The sequence below is a fragment of the Streptomyces sp. NPDC059906 genome (assembly GCF_042730645.1).
Classification (GTDB): domain Bacteria; phylum Actinomycetota; class Actinomycetes; order Streptomycetales; family Streptomycetaceae; genus Streptomyces; species Streptomyces rubrogriseus.
Window position 1 is genome coordinate 111,888 of record NZ_JBHWKU010000013.1, and the last position, 16,587, is coordinate 128,474.

15 protein-coding genes are annotated in these 16,587 nt (G+C 72.3%); 11 read left to right on the forward strand and 4 right to left on the reverse strand.

The annotated features are described in order from the left end of the window. The first annotated feature begins 1 nt into the window (after position 1). From ACFV9J_RS20975 to ACFV9J_RS21025, 11 genes are read left to right on the forward strand one after another with little or no spacing between them, the layout of a single operon-like run. Positions 2-1,258 carry an MCE family protein gene (locus ACFV9J_RS20975; protein ID WP_385356260.1) on the forward strand — a complete coding sequence of 419 codons (1,257 nt, stop codon included), beginning with the start codon at positions 2-4 and terminating at the stop codon, positions 1,256-1,258. Next, positions 1,255-2,319, forward strand: coding sequence for an MCE family protein (locus tag ACFV9J_RS20980; RefSeq protein ID WP_385356261.1), 1,065 nt, complete (start codon positions 1,255-1,257; stop codon positions 2,317-2,319). The genes ACFV9J_RS20975 and ACFV9J_RS20980 overlap by 4 nt, the downstream gene beginning before the upstream one ends. Beyond that, positions 2,316-3,368, forward strand: coding sequence for an MCE family protein (locus ACFV9J_RS20985; protein WP_385356262.1), 1,053 nt, complete (start codon positions 2,316-2,318; stop codon positions 3,366-3,368). The genes ACFV9J_RS20980 and ACFV9J_RS20985 overlap by 4 nt, the downstream gene beginning before the upstream one ends. Beyond that, entirely contained in the window at positions 3,368-4,381 is a 1,014-nt protein-coding gene (locus ACFV9J_RS20990; protein WP_385356263.1) for an MCE family protein, read from the forward strand. Before ACFV9J_RS20985 ends, ACFV9J_RS20990 begins: the two co-directional genes overlap by 1 nt. After that, positions 4,378-5,538: an MCE family protein gene (locus tag ACFV9J_RS20995; RefSeq protein WP_385356265.1), complete on the forward strand. Its 1,161-nt coding sequence runs from the start codon at positions 4,378-4,380 to the stop codon at positions 5,536-5,538. Before ACFV9J_RS20990 ends, ACFV9J_RS20995 begins: the two co-directional genes overlap by 4 nt. Beyond that, positions 5,535-6,836, forward strand: a complete 1,302-nt coding sequence (locus ACFV9J_RS21000) for an MlaD family protein (protein ID WP_385356267.1) — start codon at positions 5,535-5,537, stop codon at positions 6,834-6,836. The genes ACFV9J_RS20995 and ACFV9J_RS21000 overlap by 4 nt, the downstream gene beginning before the upstream one ends. Then, entirely contained in the window at positions 6,833-7,345 is a 513-nt protein-coding gene (locus tag ACFV9J_RS21005) for a hypothetical protein (RefSeq protein WP_385356268.1), read from the forward strand. The genes ACFV9J_RS21000 and ACFV9J_RS21005 overlap by 4 nt, the downstream gene beginning before the upstream one ends. Next, complete coding sequence (locus tag ACFV9J_RS21010) at positions 7,342-8,073, forward strand: hypothetical protein (protein WP_385356269.1); 732 nt, start codon at positions 7,342-7,344, stop codon at positions 8,071-8,073. The genes ACFV9J_RS21005 and ACFV9J_RS21010 overlap by 4 nt, the downstream gene beginning before the upstream one ends. A gap of 26 nt (positions 8,074-8,099) precedes the next feature. Beyond that, positions 8,100-8,648 (forward strand): nuclear transport factor 2 family protein, encoded by a 549-nt coding sequence (locus ACFV9J_RS21015; RefSeq protein WP_385356270.1) that lies wholly within the window; start codon positions 8,100-8,102, stop codon positions 8,646-8,648. A gap of 49 nt (positions 8,649-8,697) precedes the next feature. Continuing rightward, entirely contained in the window at positions 8,698-9,423 is a 726-nt protein-coding gene (locus ACFV9J_RS21020) for a hypothetical protein (RefSeq protein WP_385356271.1), read from the forward strand. Positions 9,424-9,465: 42 nt separating this feature from the next. Continuing rightward, positions 9,466-10,728 carry a lytic murein transglycosylase gene (locus tag ACFV9J_RS21025; protein ID WP_385356272.1) on the forward strand — a complete coding sequence of 421 codons (1,263 nt, stop codon included), beginning with the start codon at positions 9,466-9,468 and terminating at the stop codon, positions 10,726-10,728. A 43-nt stretch (positions 10,729-10,771) separates the two neighbouring features. On the opposite strand, the gene ACFV9J_RS21030 is transcribed toward ACFV9J_RS21025, so the two are convergent. The 4 genes from ACFV9J_RS21030 to mmsA all read right to left on the reverse strand — a co-directional run bounded on the left by ACFV9J_RS21030 (position 10,772) and on the right by mmsA (position 16,566). After that, positions 10,772-12,415: a pyridoxal phosphate-dependent aminotransferase gene (locus ACFV9J_RS21030; RefSeq protein ID WP_385356274.1), complete on the reverse strand. Its 1,644-nt coding sequence runs from the start codon at positions 12,413-12,415 to the stop codon at positions 10,772-10,774. 116 nt (positions 12,416-12,531) lie between these two features. After that, a complete protein-coding gene (locus tag ACFV9J_RS21035) occupies positions 12,532-13,680 on the reverse strand; it encodes an aldose epimerase family protein (protein ID WP_385356276.1) in 1,149 nt (382 codons plus the stop codon). Between the two features lie 67 nt (positions 13,681-13,747). Further along, complete coding sequence (mmsB, locus tag ACFV9J_RS21040) at positions 13,748-14,992, reverse strand: multiple monosaccharide ABC transporter permease (RefSeq protein WP_385356278.1); 1,245 nt, start codon at positions 14,990-14,992, stop codon at positions 13,748-13,750. Next, positions 14,989-16,566: a multiple monosaccharide ABC transporter ATP-binding protein gene (mmsA, locus tag ACFV9J_RS21045; protein WP_385356279.1), complete on the reverse strand. Its 1,578-nt coding sequence runs from the start codon at positions 16,564-16,566 to the stop codon at positions 14,989-14,991. Before mmsA ends, mmsB begins: the two co-directional genes overlap by 4 nt. Positions 16,567-16,587: the final 21 nt, after the last annotated feature.

The window sequence follows — 16,587 nt, forward strand, 5'->3', positions numbered from 1 at the left end:
GATGAGCCGACCGGAAGGACAGACCCTGCGCCGCCGGCTCGCCGGGGTCGTGTTCGTGCTGGCGCCCGCCCTGCTGATCTGGCTGGCCGTCGCCGTCTACGACAAGAAGTTCACCGACTCCGACCCGGTGGTCGTCGAGACCGGCAGCGTCGGCAACCAGATGCATCCCGGCGCCGAGGTGAAGCTGCGCGGCGTGGTCGTCGGCGAGGTCCGCGCCATCGACGCCACCGGCGACGGCGCCCGGCTCACCCTCGCCATGAAGCCCGGCACGCTGGACGACGTACCCTCCGACGTCCGCGCGCAGATGCTGCCCACCACCCTGTTCGGCGAGCGGTTCGTGGCCCTCGTACCGCCCGCGAACCCCTCGCCCGAGCCCCTGGCGGCCGGGGCCGTGGTCCCCCAGGACCGGTCGGCCAACGCCATCGAGCTCCAGCAGGTGCTCGACGACGTCCTGCCGATGCTCACCGCCGTCCAGCCGCAGAAGCTCTCCGCGACCCTGTCCGCCGTATCGCAGGCCCTCGAAGGCCGCGGGGAGCGGCTCGGCGACACGCTCACCCTGCTGGACGAGCACCTGGCGGAGTTCAACCCCAACCTGCCCGCCCTCAACCGCGACCTCAAGGAACTCGTGAAGGTCAGCCATGTCTACGCGGACGCCGCGCCCGACATCATCACGGCGCTCACCGACTTCACCACCACCAGCGGCACCCTCGCCGAGCAGGAGGCGGAACTCGCCGCCACCCTCGGCGCCACGACCCGGACGGCCGAGGACGTGACGGCCTTCCTGCACAAGAACAAGGACAACATCATCCGGCTCGGCGACACCAGCCGCCCCACCCTGGAACTGCTCGCCGAGTACTCCCCGGCCTTCCCCTGCACCCTGCGCACCCTCGCCGAGTTCGTGCCGGCCATGGACAAGGCGCTCGGCAAGGGCACCGACCGGCCCGGCATCCACGTGGACGTCACCAGCGTCGCCTCGCGCGGCGCCTACCGACCCGGCCGCGACACCCCGGTGTACGACGCCGGCGGCGGGCCCCGCTGCCCCTCGGTGCCCTACCTCGGCGCCCTGCCCAGGCCCACCGCCCGGACCGCCACCCCCGCGGCCGAGCAGGACCTCGGGCCCGCCAACTCCCCGCAGGAGAACGACCTCGTCAACGAACTCCTGGCCCCCGCCGCCGGGAAGAGCCCCGCCGACCTGCCCGACTGGAGCAGCCTGCTCGTCGGCCCCGTCTACCGCGGTACGGAGGTGACCCTCGGATGACCGGCGCCGACCACGCGCACACCCGGCGCCGTCCGCTGACCGGACCGCTGGTCAAGTCCCTCGTCTTCGTGGTGGTCACCGCCCTCGCCACCACCGTGCTCGGCCTGAGCGTCGCCGGCACCAGTGTCGACTCCGGCACCGGCACCAGCACCTACAAGGCCCTGTTCACCGACGTCACCGGGCTCGTCGACGGCGACAGCGTGCGGATCTCCGGGGTGAGCGTCGGCGAGGTGACCGACGTACGCGTCGTCCACCGGCGCACCGCGCAGGTCACCTTCACCGTCCGCGACGACCGCAGGCTGCCCCGCTCGACCACCGCCGCCGTGAAGTACCTCAACATGGTCGGCCAGCGCTACGTCTCCCTCGGCCGCGGCAGCGGCGACCTCACCGGCACCCTCCCGGACGGCGGCACCGTCCCGCTGGACCGCACCACGCCCGCGCTCGACCTGACCCTGCTCTTCAACGGCTTCAAGCCGCTGTTCGAGGGCCTCTCCCCGAAGGACGTCAACGAACTCGCCGGATCGATCGTGCAGGTGCTCCAGGGCGAGGGCGCCACCGTCGACAGCCTGATCCGCCACATCGGCTCGCTCGGCACGACCGTCGCCGCCAAGGACAAGGTGATCGGCGAGGTCGTCGAGAACCTCACCACCGTCCTGGACACCCTCAACGACCGCGAGGACGGCTTCGACGACCTCGTGGTCACCCTCCAGAAGCTCGTCACCGGCTTCAACCAGGACCGCAAACCCCTCGGCGAGGCCGTCGCCGCCATGGGCGACCTGACCACCGTCACCGCGGGACTCCTCCAGGACGGACGCGCCCCCCTCAAGAAGGACATCCGCGAACTCGGCCGGCTCTCGGCGGGCCTCGGCGAACACACCCCGCAGATCGAGGACTTCCTGGAGAAGAGCCCCGCCAAGATGACCGCCCTGGCCCGCCTGTCCTCCTACGGCTCGTGGTTCAACCTCTACCTCTGCGAGGCGCGCGTGAGCGGAGTGACCACCTCCGACGGCTCGAAGCCGCCGACCGGCATCGCGATCACCGAATCGAGGTGCCGCGGATGACGCGTTCACGCGGGAAGCCGCTGGTCAAGCCGGTCAAGGAGCGCAACCCCGTCGCCGTCGGCGTCGCCGGACTGCTCGTCCTCACCCTGATCGCCCTGCTCGTCTACAACGTCGACCGGCTGCCGTTCGGCGGCGGCACCACCTACAGCGCCGACTTCTCCGAGTCCGCCGGCCTCGACGAGGGCGACGAGGTGCGCATCGCCGGCGTCAAGGTCGGCCAGGTCACCTCGGTCGCGCTCGACGGCGCCAAGGTCAAGGTCACCTTCGAGGTCGAGGACGCCTGGCTCGGCGACCGGACGACCGCCGCCATCGCCATCAAGACCGTCCTCGGCGACAAGTACCTGGCGCTCGACCCGCTCGGCTCCGGCCGCCAGGACCCCGGCGCCCGCATCCCGCTCGCCCGCACCACCTCCCCCTACGACGTGACCCAGGCCTTCCAGGACCTCAGCGGCACCGTCGACGACATCGACACCGGGAAGCTCGCGGAGAGCTTCGAGACCATCTCCGACACCTTCAAGGACTCCCCGCCGCACGTGCGCAAGGCGGCCACCGGCCTGTCCGACCTGTCGAAGTCGATCTCCAAGCGGGACGCGAAGCTCGCCGAACTCCTCAAGGGCAGCGCGCGGTTCACCAAGACGCTGGAGAACAACAAGTCCAGCTTCGAGACCCTCATCGAGGACGGCGGCCCGCTGCTCGGCGAACTGCGCGACCGGCGCACCGCCATCAGCGCCCTGCTCAAGGGCAGCCAGGACCTCGGCACCGAACTCGGCGGCCTCGTCAAGGACAACGAGAAGCAGCTCGGCCCCACCCTCAAGGCGCTCGGCCGGGTCACCAGCGTCCTGGAGAAGAACAACACCCGGCTCGGCGAGACCCTCGCGCTGGTCGGCCCGTACTACCGCCTGGTCGGCAACACCCTGGGCAACGGCCGCTGGTTCGACAGCTACCTGTGCGGCGTCGTGCCCCGCGACTACCTGCCCGAGACCTCCCAGCCCTCGACCGGATGCCTGCCGCCGAAACAGCCCGCGGCGGCCCAGGGGAGCGGTGCGTGATGACCCGACGCCGAAAGATCCTCACCGGGGTGCTCGCCCTCGTGGTGCTCGCCGCCGGCGGCCTGGCCGCCGCCCGGGTCCTCGAAGCCGACGGCACCCGCGTCACCGCCTACTTCGACCGCGCCATCGGCGTCTACGCCGGGTCCGACCTGCGCATCCTCGGGGTGCGCGTCGGCGAGGTGGAGTCGGTGGACCCCGAGGGCACCCGGGTCCGCGTCGGCCTCCGCCTGGACGACGGGATCAAGGTCCCCAAGGACGCGCGGGCCGTCGTCGTCGCGCCGAGCGTCGTCGCCGACCGCTACGTGCAGCTCACCCCCGCCTACCGCAAGGGCCCCGCCCTCGCCGACGGCGCCGTGCTGCCCGCCTCCCGCAACCACGTCCCCGTCGAGATCGACCAGATCTACGACTCCATCACCGAACTCGGCGACGCCCTCGGCCCGGACGGCGCCAACGCCGACGGCGCCCTGTCCGAACTGCTGAGGACCGGCGCCGACAACCTCGACGGCAACGGCGAGGCCATCGGCGACAGCGTCGAGCAGTTCGGCAAGGCGGCCAAGACCCTCGACGGCAGCAGCGGCGACCTGTTCAAGACGCTCAGCAGCCTCCAGACCTTCACCACCATGCTCAAGAACAAGGACACCGACGTGCGCACCGCCCAGGAACGCCTGGACGAGGTCGTCAGCTTCTTCGCCGACAACAAGGACGACCTCACCGGCGCCCTGGAGGAACTCGGCAAGGCCCTCGGCCAGGTCAAGACCTTCATCGAGGACAACCGGGGCGAGCTGAAGAAGAACGTCGACCGGCTCGTCCCCATCACCCGGACCCTGGTCGAGCAACGCGCCTCGCTGGCCGAGGCGCTGGACGTGGCGCCGCTGGCCGCCGGCAACGTCGTGAACGCCTACAACCCCGACACCCGCACCCTCGACGGCCGCGCCAACCTCAACGAGATCAGCAGTGGCGGCCCGCTGCTGCCGCTGCCCGTGGCCGGGACCCAGAAGGGGGAGGGGCGATGAGGGCCCCGAGGATCGGCGCGGGCCGGGCCGCCGGACTCACCGCCGGCTCACTGGCCGCCGTCGGACTCGCCCTCGCCCTGACCCTCGGCGGGGTCACCGTCGTACCGAGCGGCTTCGACGGCATCGAGGACCTGCCGCTGCCCGGCGGCGCCGACCTCGGCGACCACCCCTACACCGTCACCGCGGAACTCCAGGACGTACTCAGCCTCGTCCCGCACTCCGCGGTACGGGTCAACGACGTCGCCGTCGGCCGGATCACCGGCATCGAACTCGGCGAGGACGACTGGTCGGCCCGCGTCACCATGGAGATCAACGGCGAGGTGCGGCTGCCCGCCGACGCCACCGCGCGGCTCGAACAGTCCAGCCTGCTGGGCGAGAAGTACGTCCAACTCGTCGCGCCCGCCAAGGAGACCGGCACCGGCCGGCTGACCGACGGCAGCGTCATCCCGCTGGCCCGCACCAGCCGCAACACCGAGGTCGAGGAGGTGTTCGGCGCGCTGTCGCTGCTCCTCAACGGCGGCGGTGTCAACCAGCTCAAGACCATCACCCGGGAGCTCAACGCCGCGCTCGGCGGCCGCGAACCCGAGGTCCGCTCGATGCTGAAACGGGTCAACACCCTGGTGGGCGACCTCGACGACCACCGCGGAGACATCACCGACGCCCTCGACGCCGTCAACCGGCTCTCCTCGACCCTCGCCACCCGCAAGGACGACGTCGGCACCGTCCTCACCGACCTCTCGCCCGGACTGAAGACGCTGGAGAGGCAGCGCGGGTCCCTGCTGACCATGCTGCGCTCCCTCGACACGCTGTCCGGCGTCGCCGTCTCCACCATCAACGCGAGCAAGGACGACATGATCGCCGACCTCAAGGCCGTCGCGCCGACGCTGAGGGCCCTGGCCGACGCGGGCACGGACCTGCCCGACTCGCTCCAGGTGCTGCTGACGTACCCGTTCACCGACGAGGTGCTGCGCGGGGTGAAGGGCGACTACCTCAACACGTACCTGAGCATGGTCGCCGTGCCCGGGACCGAGGTGATCCCGCCCCTGGTGGACGGGGGCACGCCCGCGCCGACCGCGTCCGCGACGGCCTCCTCCTCGCCCCTGTCGCTGCCCTCCGTGTCCGGGGCCGGGCCGGCGTCCGGGGGTGAACACGGGTGATCACCCTCGCCGTACGCCTGAAGAACCTCGCCTTCCTCCTCATCGCCGTCCTCGCCCTCTCCTACCTCGGCATCCGCTACGCCGACCTGGGCCGCTACGTGGGCGTCGCCGACTACTACACCGTGGACGTGCAACTCCCGCGCACCGGCGGACTGTTCACCCACTCCGACGTGACCTACCGGGGCGTCTCGGTGGGCCGCGTCGGCCCGATCGACCTCACCGCCGAGGGCGTCGTCGCCGAACTCCGCATCAAGAAGTCCGCACCCCGCATCCCCGCCGACACCAAGGCCGTGGTCGCCGGGCTCTCCGCCGTCGGCGAGCAGTACATCGACCTGCGGCCCGAGAGCGACGGCTCCCCCTACCTCGCCGACGGCACCCGCATCGAACAGACCGACACCGAGGTGCCCGCCCCCGTCACCGACGTCCTCACCAGCGTCGACGACCTCGTGAGCTCCGTGCCGCTGGAGGACCTGCGCACGGTCGTCGACGAGTTCGGCAAGGCCTTCGAGGGACACGGCGACGACCTCCAGGTGCTGCTCGACAGCGGCAGCGACTTCGTCGAGGCCGCCGACCGCGCCCTGCCGTCCACCACGCTGCTCATCAACGACGGCGAGACCGTCCTGCGCACCCAGGCCCAGGAGGCGCGGGCCATCCGCGACTTCGCCGTCGGCGCGAAGGACCTGGCCGCCGCCCTCAAGGGCTCCGACGCCGACCTGCGCCGCCTGCTCGCCGTCACCCCCGAGGCCGCCACCCAGGTCAGCGGCCTGCTGCGGGACCTCGACCCGAGCCTCGGCGTCGTCCTCGCCAACCTCCTGACCACCTCCGAGGTCGCCGTCACCCGGCAGCGCGGCATCGAGGAACTCCTCGTGACGTACCCGGCGGCCGTCTCCGCCGGTGCCACCGCCGTCGACGGGGGCAAGCTGGACCTCGGCCTGGCCGTCACCTTCTTCAGCCCCCTGCCCTGCACCGACGGCTACGGCGACACCCGCTACCGCAACGGCCTCGACCTCGGCACCGCGCCCGCCCTCAACACCGGCGCCGCCTGCACCGCCCCGGCGTCGGGCGGGAAGAACGTACGCGGCTCGGCCAACGCCCCGAAGGGCGGCCCGGTCCCCGACCCGGCCACCCCCGGCACCCTGCCCTCGGGCAGCGGCGGGACCACCCCGGCCGGAGGCGGCTCCCCGGCCGAGGACGGCTCCACGGCCCTCCCCGGTGCGCTCGCCCTGCCGGGACAGAGCGGTGAGGCACCGGCGGACCTGACGGCCCTCCTCGCCCCGGCCGCCGGGGGTGCGCGATGAGGCGGGCCCGGATCCTCGCCGGAGCGGGGCTCGCGCTGGCCCTCGGCGTCTGCGGCACCGGCGCCTGGACGTACACGCAGGCCCGCACCGACGACGGGCTCGCGTACGGCCGGGAGCGGGACGAGGCGCTCGCCGACGGGCGGGACGGCATCGCCGTACTCACCACGCTCGACGCCGCCACCCGGGGGCGGGCGCAGCGGAGCATCCGGGACTGGCGTGCCGTCTCCACCGGGCCGTTGCGCGAGGAACTCGGCGGCACCGAGGCCAAGGCGGGCAGTTCGGCGCGCGGCACGGTCACCGAGGCCGCCGTCACCGCGCTCGACACCCGGTCGGGCACGGCCAAGCTCATCGCCACCGTGCGCGTCGAGGTCACCCCCGGCGGGTCGAAGAAGCCGTCCACCGACCGCAAGCGCCTGGAGGCGGTCCTGGCCCGCACGGGCGAGGGGGAGTGGAAGGTACGGGCACTGAGCGCCGTACCGGTGGCGCAGGAGAAGGGCGAGGAGCGATGACACCGACGTGGTTGCTGCGCAGGAGCGCCGCACCGGAGCCCGGCACGGCGGACGAGACGGCCCCCGACGCGGACGCCACGGACGCCACGGACGCCCCTGCCGAGCCCGGGGCCGCCGAGCCCGGGGCCGCCGGGTCCGGGGCCGCCGAGCCCGATGCCGCCGAGGCAGACGCCCCCGCCCCCCGTCCGCCGAACGGGCGCCTGCGGAAGGCGGTCCTGGCGGGCACCGCCGTCGTCCTCGTCCTCGGCGGCTGCGGATTCTTCTACGGGGCCCACCAGTTGAGGTCCGAGGCGCCCGCGCGGAACCGGGCGCTCACCGACGCCGAGGCCACCTCCCGCGTCGCGGGCGACGTCGGCAACGCCCTCGCCCGGATCTTCTCCTACACCCCGGACGGCACCGCGGCCGCCGAACGCTCCGCGAGCACCGTCCTCGACGGCCGCGCCGCCCGCCAGTACGAGACCCTCTTCGCCCGGGTCCGCGACGACCTCACCGAGCAGCGCGTCACCCTGAGCACCCGGGCCGTGCGCACCGGAGTGATCGAACTCGACGGCGACCGGGCCCGCCTGCTGGTCTTCCTCGACCAGACCTCCCACCGCGACCCGGGCAAGGGCAAGGCCAAGGCCAAGGCCAAGGGCGACGCCGAGGCGACCACCGCGGCGGCCCAGCTCACCGTCACCGCACGGCTCGACGACGACCGCTGGCGGATCGTCGACATCAAGGCCCGCTGACCATGCGCGGGAGACTGGAGCAGCCCATGAAACGCGCGATCCGCCTCCTCGGCGGCGGTCGCTCCCGGCCGCTGCCCGCCCTGGCCCTGGCCCTCGCCCTCGTCGCGGGCGGCTTCGCCGCCTGGGCCGGTCAGGACTGGTACCGGGCGGCCCACGACGAGCAGGCCGCGTACGCCGCACAGCGGGACGCGGCACTCTCCGCCGGCGAGCAGGCCGTGCAGAACCTGAACACGCTCGACCACCGTGAGCTGAAGCGCGGCCTGGACCTGTGGGAGTCGTCCACCACCGGCGAACTGCACGACCAACTGGCCTCCGGGCGCGAAGAGTTCACCGCCCAGATGAAGGAGGCGAAGACGGTCAGCACGGCCCGGGTGCTGTCCGGCGCCGTCACCGAACTCGACGACCGCGCCGGACGCGCCCGGGTGCTGGTCGCCCTGCGCGTCACCGTCGAGGCGGCCGACGGAGCGAAGAGCGACAAGGACAGCCGCATGCTCGGCGAACTCACCCGGACCGACGGCCGGTGGAAGCTGAGCGCCCTGGGCCAGGCGCCCGTCGGCGGGACGTCGACCGGCTGAGCCGGTCCCGTACCGCGAGAGCCGGCCGCAGCGAGGAGGACACCGCACCATGTCGACGACCCGTCACCACATCAACCGCCAGCGACGCCGCCAGGCCCGCGACACCCGGCCCGCCGCCCCCGCCGGGGGCCCGCAGGGTACGCCGGTCCGGGCCGGCGGGCGCGGCGCCACGGCCGTCCTGACGCCCGCCGACGCCGTCTCCGCCGACCCGCCCGCCACCGGGGACGAGAAGGCCGCCCCGGCCCGGTCGCGCCGCCCCGCGGTCCTCGTGCTGCTCTGCGCGCTGACGGTGCTCCTCGGCGGCTTCGCGGGCTGGGCGCACGCCGAGGCCGAGGGGCTCAGGTCCGAACCCGCCCGGAGCAACACCGCACTGACCGACCTCGCCCGCACCAGCGAGATCAAGGGCCAGGTGGCCAAGGCCGTCGACCGCCTCTTCTCCTACGACCACGCCGACCCCGGCGCCCTCGACAAGGCGGCGCGGGACCTCCTGACGGGCAAGGCCGTCGACCAGCACCGCGACCTGCTCGCCGACGTACGCAAGCGGGCCGACGAGCAGAAGGCGGTGATCACCACGACGGTCACCGAGAGCGCCGTCGAACGCATCGACGGCGACCGGGCCCGGGTCCTCGTCTACGCCGACCAGAGCAGCGTCGCCACCACCGGTAAGAAGGCCGCGCAGGACGAGGGCGTGTACGCGGCGGCCATGCTCGCCGTCGACGTCGTGCACCGCGACGGACGCTGGCTGGTCTCCGCCCTCGACACCTTCGGCCGCTGACAGCCGCCCGCATCTCCGCCGGATCCGACAGGAGTGACGACCATGTCCGTACGCCGTGCCCGACGCCTGTACTCCGGCCGGGCCCGCAAGGGACTGCGCACGACCGCGCTCGCGGTGGCGGCCATGGCGGCCCTCACCGCCTCCCAGGCCCCCGGCCTCACCCGGGACGCCGAGGACAGCCACGCCGGGCCGGCCGCCGACGACCTGGGCCTGCCGACGGCGGACGGCCCGTTCGCCGCGCTCGCGCCACCGGGCGACGGCTCCTACCACACCGAACTCCCGCCCCTGAGGACCCGGAGCGGCGGACCGGTCCCGCCCGCACTCGGGCCGCGGATCCGCGCCCAGTCCGGCATCCCGGCCACCGTGCTGCGCGCCTACCGCGCCGCCGAGACGGCCGTCGGCAGGACGGACCCCGGCTGCCGGCTGCCCTGGGAACTGCTCGCGGCGATCGGCAAGGTCGAGTCCGGCCAGGCACGCGGCGGCGCGGTGGACCGGAACGGCACGACCCTCGGCCGTATCACCGGACCGCCCCTGAACGGCCGGGGCTTCGCCCTCATCCGGGACACCGACGGCGGCGCCCACGACGGCGACACGGTGTACGACCGGGCGGTGGGCCCGATGCAGTTCCTGCCGTCCACCTGGGCCCGCTGGGGAGCCGACGGCAACAGGGACGGCCGCGCCGACCCGAACAACGTCTTCGACGCGGCGCTGGCGGCCGGGCACTACCTGTGCGCCGGCGACCGGGACCTGGGCCGGGCGGCGGACCTGGACCGGGCGGTCCTCAGCTACAACAACTCCCGCACCTATCTGCGACTGGTCAGGTACTGGCTGGAGTTCTACAGCCGCGGCGTCCACCCCGTCCCCGACGGCAAGGGCGTCCTCCCGAGGAGTCCCGGCGCGGGCGGCGACACCCGGGCGACCGAGCCCGTCGACGGCGAGGGCGGCGGGGGCCACGGGAACGGCGGTGGAGACGGGGACGGCGGCATCGTCATCGGCCCGGACCCGGGCACCACGCCGGGCAGCCCCGGGCCGTCCACCTCGCCGGTGCCGTCGCCGAGCCAGGACCCCTCCCAGCCACCCACCGAAACCCCCACCGAAACGCCCACCGGGTCCCCCGGCGGGACCCCCACCGACACCCCGGCACCCTCGCCGGACCCGACCGGTCCGAGCCCTTCGCCCACCCCCACGGACGACTGCACCGCGGCACCGGGAACCGCGTCCCCCGACCCCACGGCCTCCCCGACGGACGTGCCCTGCCCGAGCCCGTCGGACACCTCGCCGACGCCGGACCCGTCGGCCGGGTAGCGAGACCGGGCAGGGGAGACCGGGCAGGGGCAGCCGCGGGGAATCAGCCCGCCTGGCCCATCCCGGCCGCGTTCGGCCAGCCCGTCGCCGGGACCGACTCCAGGCCGTTGGTGCCCCTGACCTGGGCGGCCGTGAGACCGCCGCGGGCCGGAACGCCGGGCGGGGTGGGCCCGAACGGCGGCGGGTACGCGGCGGCCGGGGCGGGTGCCGGAGCCGGAGCCGGCATGGGCTGCGGGGCCGGTGCCGGGTGGGGGACCGGCACCGGCCCGGGATACGGCACCGGCTGGGGGACCGGCACCGGCCGGGGCACCGGCGCGGGGCCGGGCACGGCGGCCGCCGGAGCCACCGGCACCGCGGCGGGGAGCGGCATGCCGGTGCCGGTGCCGGTGCCGGCGGCGGGGGCCGGAGCGGCGGCGAGCCCCGGGGCACCGGCACCGGCACCGGCGGTCTGAGCGGTGATCGCGCGCATGCCGGAGCCGTTGGTCTCGTACATCAGGCGGTCCACCGCCGCCGTGCCCGAGCTGTAGCCGGTCCCTGTGGCGGGCCCGGGCACGGCGGCTTCCCTCCCGGCCCCGTAGAGCACCTGTTCCAGGCCGGACACCAGGCGACGCACGTCCGTCTGGGGGCGCACCACGAGACGCAGGAAGCGGCTGGACGAACCGATCTTGTTGCCGCACTCCCGGACCAGCACCCGGTGCTCGGTGAGCATGCGGTCCCGCACGGCGGTGCCCTCCGCGCCCACGGGGAGCCGGACGAAGAGGAAGTTGCCCTGGGAGGGATAGACGGTCAGGCCGGGCAGCGCGGACAGCTGGGCGGCCATCTCCAGGCGGTCCCGACGCACCTGGTGCAGGCTCCGCGCGTACTCGGGGCCGTGGTCGCGCAGCATGAACACCACGTGCTCGGCGAAGGAGTTGAGGTTCCACTTGGGCAGCATGGCGCGCACCCGGCCCGCGAGCGCCGGGTTGGCGACCAGGTAGCCGAAGCGGATGCCGTGCAGCCCGAAGTTCTTGCCGAGGCTGCGCAGCACGACGACGTTGGGGCGCAGCATCGCCTCCTGGACCACGCTGGGTTCGGCCTCCGCGTCGGCGAACTCCAGGAAGGACTCGTCGATCACGACGAGGTCCCGGTCGGCCATCGCGTCCATGAACTGCACCAGCGCCTGCTTGTGCAGATAGCCGCCGTCGGGGTTGTTGGGGTTGCAGATCACCACGGCCCGGGTGCCCCTGGCGCGGACGAACTCGCCGTAGCGGGCGAGGTCGAGGGCGAAGCCGCCGGCCTCCTGGAGCGGGAACATGTCGACCCGCTTGCCGGTCTCCATGGGCTGGTCGGTCCAGCGGCCGAAGGTGGGGACGGGGACGGCGAGGGACTCCCGGACCAGCAGGTGGTCGATCCAGGTGATCAGCTCCGTGGAGCCGTTGCCCATCGCCACGCACTGCGGCGGAAGCTGGAGCAGACCGCACAGCTCGGCGGTGATGGTGTCGGCGCTGCTCGGGTAGTACGTGACGATGTCGCGCAGCCGGGCGGCCATCTCCTCGAACATCGCCGGGGTGGGGAAGTAGGGGTTGCACGGGATGCAGAAGTCCACCGGACCGGCGCCCGCCGCCTCGCCGCTCTCCCGCGCCAGCGCCGCCATCGAGGGGCTGTGCGCCGCGGTGCTGCGGAACAACGAGGTGACGTTGCCGGACAAGGGGACCTCCGTGAGTGGGCGGCCCGCGCGGGGGACACGGGCCGCCCCTGTATACGGAGACGGACGGGGCACCGTTCAACACGTGTGAAGAAAGTGTGCCCGCGCCCCGTCGTCCTCTAGGCGTCGAAGGAGTGCACCGTCGACGTCCGGTACGTCTCGCCGGGCCGCAGCACGGTCGACGGGAACGACGGCTGGTTCGGCGAGTCCGGGAAGTGCTGCGTCTCCAGGCACAGGGCGTCGCCCTGGCGGTAGAGGGAGCCGCCGGTGCCGGTGAGGGTGCCGTCGAGGAAGTTGCCCGAGTAGAACTGCAGCCCGGGCTGGTCGGTGGCGATGCGCAGGGTGCGGCCAAAGGTGTGGTCCCGCAGGGTGGCGATGTGCTCGGGGCGGTCGGTGATGCCCTTGTCGAGCACCCAGTTGTGGTCGAAGCCCTTGGCGGTGACCAGCTGCGGGTGGGCGTCCCGGATGTCCCGGCCGATCGGCTTGGCCCGGCGGAAGTCGAAGGGCGTGCCGGACACCCGGGCCAGCTCGCCGGTGGGGATCAGGCCCGCGTCGGTGGGCGTGAAGCGGGACGCGGCGATCGACAGCTCGTGGTCCTCGATCGTGCCGCTGCCCTCGCCGGCCAGGTTCCAGTAGACGTGGCTGGTGAGGTTGACGACGGTGGCCTTGTCGGTGGTGGCCTCGTAGTCGATGCGCCAGTCGCCGCGCCGGGTGAGGGTGTACGTCACCTTCGCCTTGAGCGTGCCCGGGTAGCCCATCTCGCCGTCGACGCTGGTGTAGTGGAGCACCAGGCCGGTGTCCGAGCCGTGGGTGAAGGGCTCGACGTCCCAGACCCGGTAGTCGAAGCCGAGGGCGCCGCCGTGCAGGGAGTTCTCCCCGTCGTTGACGGAGAGCTGGTACTCCTTGCCGTCCAGGGTGAAGCGGCCCTTGGCGATGCGGTTGCCGTACCGCCCGATCAGGGCGCCGAAGTGCGGGCTGCGGGCGACGTAGTCGTCGAGGTTGTCGAAGCCCAGCGAGACGTTCGCGTGGCGGCCCCGGCGGTCCGGGATCTCCAGGGACTGCACCACGCCGCCGTACGACAGCACCTTCATCCGCGTGCCGCCGTTCTCCAGCGACCAGCGGTACACCTTCGTCCCGTCGGCCAGTCTGCCGAACAGCTCCTTCACCGGTTTCCTGCCTCCCGAGGCGTGCGCCGTGCCGCCGACCGCGGTGGCGGCCACGCCGGCCGCTGCCGCCGACGCGATGACCGTTCGTCTGCTCAGTTCCATACGTGCGGCTCCTGTACTTCCGTGAGAAGAAGCGGGCCCCGCCGTGAGTGGCGGGGCCCGAGATCCGTTACGAACCGACCCTGCGCTTGTTCCACACGTCGAACCCGACCGCCGCCAGCAGCACCGCGCCCTTGATGACCTGCTGCCAGTCGGTGCCGATGCCGACGAGGTTCATGCCGTTGTTCAGCACGCCCAGGACCAGACCGCCGATGATCGCGCCGAGGACCGTGCCGACGCCGCCGCTCATCGACGCGCCGCCGATGAAGGAGGCGGCGATGGCCTCCAGTTCGAAGTTGAGGCCGGCCTTCGGTGAGGCCGCGTTGAAGCGGGCGGCGTAGACCAGCCCCGCCAGCGCCGCGAGCATGCCCATGTTCAGGAAGACCAGGAAGGTGACCTTCTTGTCCTTCACGCCCGACAGCTTGGCCGCGGGCAGGTTGCCGCCGATGGCGTAGATGTGGCGGCCGACGATCGCGTTGCGCATCAGGTAGCCGAAGCCGACGACCAAGGCGCCCAGGATGAGCAGCACGATCGGGGCGCCCTTGTAGCTGGCCAGCAGCAACGTGACGACGAGGACGGCGGCGACCAGCGCGACCAGCTTGAGCAGGAACAGCTTGACCGGCGGCACGTCGAGGGCGAACTCCTGCTGCCGCTTGCGGTCGCGGACCTCCTGGTACACGACGAAGGCGATCAGGGCGAAGCCCAGCAGCAGGGTGAGGTTGTGGTAGTTGGTGTTCGGGCCGACCTCGGGCAGGAAGCCGTTGGCGAGCTTCTGCAGGTCCTTCGGGAACGGGCCGAGGGTCTGGCCCTTGAGGAAGATCTCCGTCAGACCGCGGAAGAGCAGCATGCCCGCGAGGGTCACGATGAACGACGGTATGCCGAGATAGGCGATGAAGAACCCCTGCCAGGCGCCCGCGGCGGCGCCGATGGCCAGGCACAGGATCACCGCCACCGGCCAGGGCAGGTCGTTCTTGACCATCAGCACGGCGGCCATCGAACCGACGAACGCGGTCAGTGAGCCCACCGACAGGTCGATGTGGCCCGCGATGATGACGAGCATCATGCCGATCGCGAGGATCAGGATGTAGCTGTTCTGGAGCACCAGGTTGGAGACGTTGCGCGGCAGCAGCAGGTCGCCGCCGGACCACACGGCGAACAGCACCACGATCAGGCCGAGGGCCATCAGCATGCCGTATTGGCGCATGTTGCGGCGCATGCCGTCGAGCATCAGCTGGAGCAGCCCGCCGCCGGAGGCCCCTCCCTCTCTGCCGGGCGGTGCCGGTGCGGGAGTCTTGGCGGTCACGTCCGTGCTCATCGGCTTACCTCTTCGCCCTTCAGGGTCTTCTGGTCCTGCTTGTCCTTCGTCATCTGCCGCATCAGCGCCTCCTGCGAGGCCTCGGCCCGCGAGAACTCACCCGTCAGCCGTCCCGCGGCCATCGTGTAGATGCGGTCGCACATGCCGAGCAGCTCGGGCAGCTCGGAGGAGATGAACACGACCGCCTTGCCCTCGGCCGCCAGGCGGTCGATGACCGTGTAGATCTCGTACTTGGCGCCCACGTCGATGCCGCGCGTGGGCTCGTCCAGGATCAGCACCTCGGGACCCGCGAAGATCCACTTGCTGAGGACGACCTTCTGCTGGTTGCCGCCGGACAGCTTGCCGACCGGCTCGAAGACGGTCGGCGCCTTGATGTTCATCGACTTGCGGTAGTCCTCGGCGACCTGCCGCTCACCGTGCTCGTCGACCACGCCCCGCTTGGCGACCTTGCCCAGCGCGGTCAGCGAGATGTTCCGGTTGATGGTGTCGATGAGGTTGAGGCCGTAGTGCTTGCGGTCCTCGGTGACGTAGGCGATCCCGTGCCCGACCGCCTCCGGGACGGTCCTCGTGCGGATCTCGTGGCCGTCCCTGAGGACCGTGCCGCCCGCGTGCCGGCCGTAGGTGCGGCCGAAGACGCTCATCGCCAGTTCGGTGCGCCCGGCGCCCATCAGCCCGGCGATGCCGACGATCTCGCCGCGCCGCACCTCGATCGAGACGTCGTCGACGACCTTGCGCTGCTGGTCGATGGGGTGGTGCACGGTCCAGTTGCGGATCTCCAGGGCCGGGGCCGTGCCCTCCTCCGGCTGGTGCGGGGTCCGGTCCGGGAAGCGGTTCTCCAGGTCGCGGCCGACCATCCCGCTGATGATCCGGTCCTCGGTCGTCTCCGCCGCCTTCACGTCGAGCGTCTCGATGGAGCGCCCGTCGCGGATGATCGTGACCGAGTCGGCGACCCGGCGGATCTCGTTCAGCTTGTGCGAGATGATGATCGACGTCATGCCCTGTTCCTTCAACTGAAGGATCAGGTCCAGGAGTTTGCCGCTGTCCTCGTCGTTGAGCGCCGCCGTCGGCTCGTCGAGGATGAGCAGCTTCACTTTCTTCGACAGCGCCTTGGCGATCTCCACCAGCTGCTGCTTGCCCACGCCGATGTCGGCGACGCGGGTCTCCGGGTGCTCGTCGAGCCCGACCCGGCGCAGCAGTTCGGTGGCGTGCCTGAGGGTGTCGTTCCAGTTGATCAGTCCGCGCTTGGCGTGTTCGTTGCCGAGGAAGATGTTCTCCGCGATCGACAGGTACGGCACCAGGGCCAGTTCCTGGTGGATGATCACGATGCCGTGCTGCTCGCTCGCCCGGATGTCCTTGAACCGGCAGGTCTCGCCCTCGAAGAGGACGCCCCCCTCGTAACTGCCGTGCGGATGGACTCCGGAGAGCACCTTCATCAGGGTCGACTTGCCGGCGCCGTTCTCCCCGCAGATGGCGTGGACCTCGCCCTGGCGAACGGTCAGCGTGACGTCCGACAGCGCTTTGACACCGGGAAAGGTCTTGACGATCGAGCGCATTTCCAGGACGGGTCCCGCCATGGTCGTGCCTTCCAATCCTTG

What these genes read in the sequence shown, in the direction of transcription:
- ACFV9J_RS20975 (WP_385356260.1), top strand. Translation starts at nt 2, where the DNA reads ATGAGCCGACCGGAAGGACAGACCCTGCGCCGCCGGCTCGCCGGGGTC.
- ACFV9J_RS20980 (WP_385356261.1), top strand. Translation starts at nt 1,255, where the DNA reads ATGACCGGCGCCGACCACGCGCACACCCGGCGCCGTCCGCTGACCGGA.
- ACFV9J_RS20985 (WP_385356262.1), top strand. Translation starts at nt 2,316, where the DNA reads ATGACGCGTTCACGCGGGAAGCCGCTGGTCAAGCCGGTCAAGGAGCGC.
- ACFV9J_RS20990 (WP_385356263.1), top strand. Translation starts at nt 3,368, where the DNA reads ATGACCCGACGCCGAAAGATCCTCACCGGGGTGCTCGCCCTCGTGGTG.
- ACFV9J_RS20995 (WP_385356265.1), top strand. Translation starts at nt 4,378, where the DNA reads ATGAGGGCCCCGAGGATCGGCGCGGGCCGGGCCGCCGGACTCACCGCC.
- ACFV9J_RS21005 (WP_385356268.1), top strand. Translation starts at nt 6,833, where the DNA reads ATGAGGCGGGCCCGGATCCTCGCCGGAGCGGGGCTCGCGCTGGCCCTC.
- ACFV9J_RS21010 (WP_385356269.1), top strand. Translation starts at nt 7,342, where the DNA reads ATGACACCGACGTGGTTGCTGCGCAGGAGCGCCGCACCGGAGCCCGGC.
- ACFV9J_RS21015 (WP_385356270.1), top strand. Translation starts at nt 8,100, where the DNA reads ATGAAACGCGCGATCCGCCTCCTCGGCGGCGGTCGCTCCCGGCCGCTG.
- ACFV9J_RS21020 (WP_385356271.1), top strand. Translation starts at nt 8,698, where the DNA reads ATGTCGACGACCCGTCACCACATCAACCGCCAGCGACGCCGCCAGGCC.
- ACFV9J_RS21025 (WP_385356272.1), top strand. Translation starts at nt 9,466, where the DNA reads ATGTCCGTACGCCGTGCCCGACGCCTGTACTCCGGCCGGGCCCGCAAG.
- ACFV9J_RS21035 (WP_385356276.1), bottom strand. Translation starts at nt 13,680, where the DNA reads ATGGAACTGAGCAGACGAACGGTCATCGCGTCGGCGGCAGCGGCCGGC.
- mmsB (WP_385356278.1), bottom strand. Translation starts at nt 14,992, where the DNA reads ATGAGCACGGACGTGACCGCCAAGACTCCCGCACCGGCACCGCCCGGC.
- mmsA (WP_385356279.1), bottom strand. Translation starts at nt 16,566, where the DNA reads ATGGCGGGACCCGTCCTGGAAATGCGCTCGATCGTCAAGACCTTTCCC.